This is a genomic window from Bacillus sp. J41TS8, assembly GCF_018333035.1.
GTDB classification, from domain to species: Bacteria; Bacillota; Bacilli; order Bacillales; family Bacillaceae; genus Bacillus; species Bacillus paralicheniformis.
The window spans coordinates 1-1227 of the sequence record NZ_BORF01000034.1; the positions used below are offsets into that span (position 1 = coordinate 1).

The 1227-nt window shown below is 53.0% G+C and carries 1 rRNA gene; it reads right to left on the reverse strand.

Annotation, left to right across the window (positions count from 1 at the left end):
* Nucleotides 1–1227: ribosomal RNA gene (locus tag KI350_RS22650) — 23S ribosomal RNA — on the reverse strand; the annotation flags it as partial.

Sequence of the window (1227 nt, forward strand, 5' to 3'; positions counted from 1 at the left end):
GGGAAACGGATTTGCCTATTTCCCAGCCTAACTGCTTGGACGCGGATATCCAATACCGCGCTTACCCTATCCTCCTGCGTCCCCCCATTGCTCAAATGGTGAGGAGGTGGTACAGGAATATCAACCTGTTGTCCATCGCCTACGCCTTTCGGCCTCGGCTTAGGTCCCGACTAACCCTGAGCGGACGAGCCTTCCTCAGGAAACCTTAGGCATTCGGTGGAGGGGATTCTCACCCCTCTTTCGCTACTCATACCGGCATTCTCACTTCTAAGCGCTCCACGAGTCCTTCCGGTCTCGCTTCACAGCCCTTAGAACGCTCTCCTACCACTGTTCGTAAGAACAGTCCGCAGCTTCGGTGATACGTTTAGCCCCGGTACATTTTCGGCGCAGAGTCACTCGACCAGTGAGCTATTACGCACTCTTTAAATGGTGGCTGCTTCTAAGCCAACATCCTGGTTGTCTAAGCAACTCCACATCCTTTTCCACTTAACGTATACTTTGGGACCTTAGCTGGCGGTCTGGGCTGTTTCCCTTTCGACTACGGATCTTATCACTCGCAGTCTGACTCCCAAGGATAAGTCTTTGGCATTCGGAGTTTGACTGAATTCGGTAACCCGGTAGGGGCCCCTAGTCCAATCAGTGCTCTACCTCCAAGACTCTTACCTTGAGGCTAGCCCTAAAGCTATTTCGGAGAGAACCAGCTATCTCCAGGTTCGATTGGCATTTCACCCCTACCCACACCTCATCCCCGCACTTTTCAACGTGCGTGGGTTCGGGCCTCCATTCAGTGTTACCTGAACTTCACCCTGGACATGGGTAGATCACCTGGTTTCGGGTCTACGACCACGTACTCATGCGCCCTATTCAGACTCGCTTTCGCTGCGGCTCCGTCTTTTCAAACTTAACCTTGCACGGGATCGTAACTCGCCGGTTCATTCTACAAAAGGCACGCCATCACCCGTTAACGGGCTCTGACTACTTGTAGGCACACGGTTTCAGGATCTCTTTCACTCCCCTTCCGGGGTGCTTTTCACCTTTCCCTCACGGTACTGGTTCACTATCGGTCACTAGGGAGTATTTAGCCTTGGGAGATGGTCCTCCCGGATTCCGACGGAATTTCACGTGTTCCGCCGTACTCAGGATCCACTCAGGAGAGAACGAAGTTTTGACTACAGGGCTGTTACCTCCTATGGCGGGCCTTTCCAGACCTCTTCATCTACCTCGTTC